We start from the raw sequence: 589 nt of genomic DNA, 5'->3' as shown, positions 1-589 counted from the left end.
TAATGCTCTTTCATGTGACACATCACCACACAGAGGCAACATGCCCAGCTCATGACGATGAAGTTGCTGGAAAAACTTTTGGCATCGTTCTTGATTCACTAAAAGAAAATGTAAATGAGGTCATAGGTGCTTGGGTTGATGGACCAGGTCATGATTTTTTCATTGTGGTAGATGCAGACAGCACGTCGCAAATTTTCGCAGGCCTATTTCCGATCATCCCTCACGGAACTGCAAAGATACAACCGGTGGATGATTATTCCGTGATGATGGCAAAACGTAAGGAACTGAATTCATAACTCTGTTTCATTTAACAGTGGAGCTGGGGGGAATCGAACCCCCGTCCGTCGGAGTGCACCCGCTTGCGATACGACCATTCCCGTGGTTGTGTCTTTAGGCTGTCACACTGCCGGATCAGTTAGCACAAGGCCTGCCTCAAGGTCTTTCCCTAAAGTCAGCGTTCTTTCGCGCCGTCAGCGGTCTGTCCCTGCGGTCTCCTCCGCTTCTGTTGCCAGGCTGCGGTGGATCGGCCCCGCGTGCCGTTACCGGTCGCGATGACTCTCTACAACTTGACTAGGTCAGGCTGCAAGAG

General features: G+C 50.9%; 1 protein-coding gene. It reads left to right on the top strand.

Annotated elements, in window-relative coordinates; translation table 11 throughout:
• Positions 1–296 (top strand): hypothetical protein (locus QF777_12115; GenBank protein MDP6912276.1); only part of this gene is annotated, 296 nt, incomplete at its 5' end.
• Between the last annotated feature and the right edge of the window lie 293 nt (positions 297–589).

It is taken from the genome of Acidimicrobiales bacterium, assembly GCA_030747595.1.
Classification (GTDB): Bacteria; Actinomycetota; Acidimicrobiia; order Acidimicrobiales; family MedAcidi-G1; genus UBA9410.
Note: the sequence above shows the minus strand (reverse complement) of the source record. Positions and strands in the feature narration are given on the sequence as shown.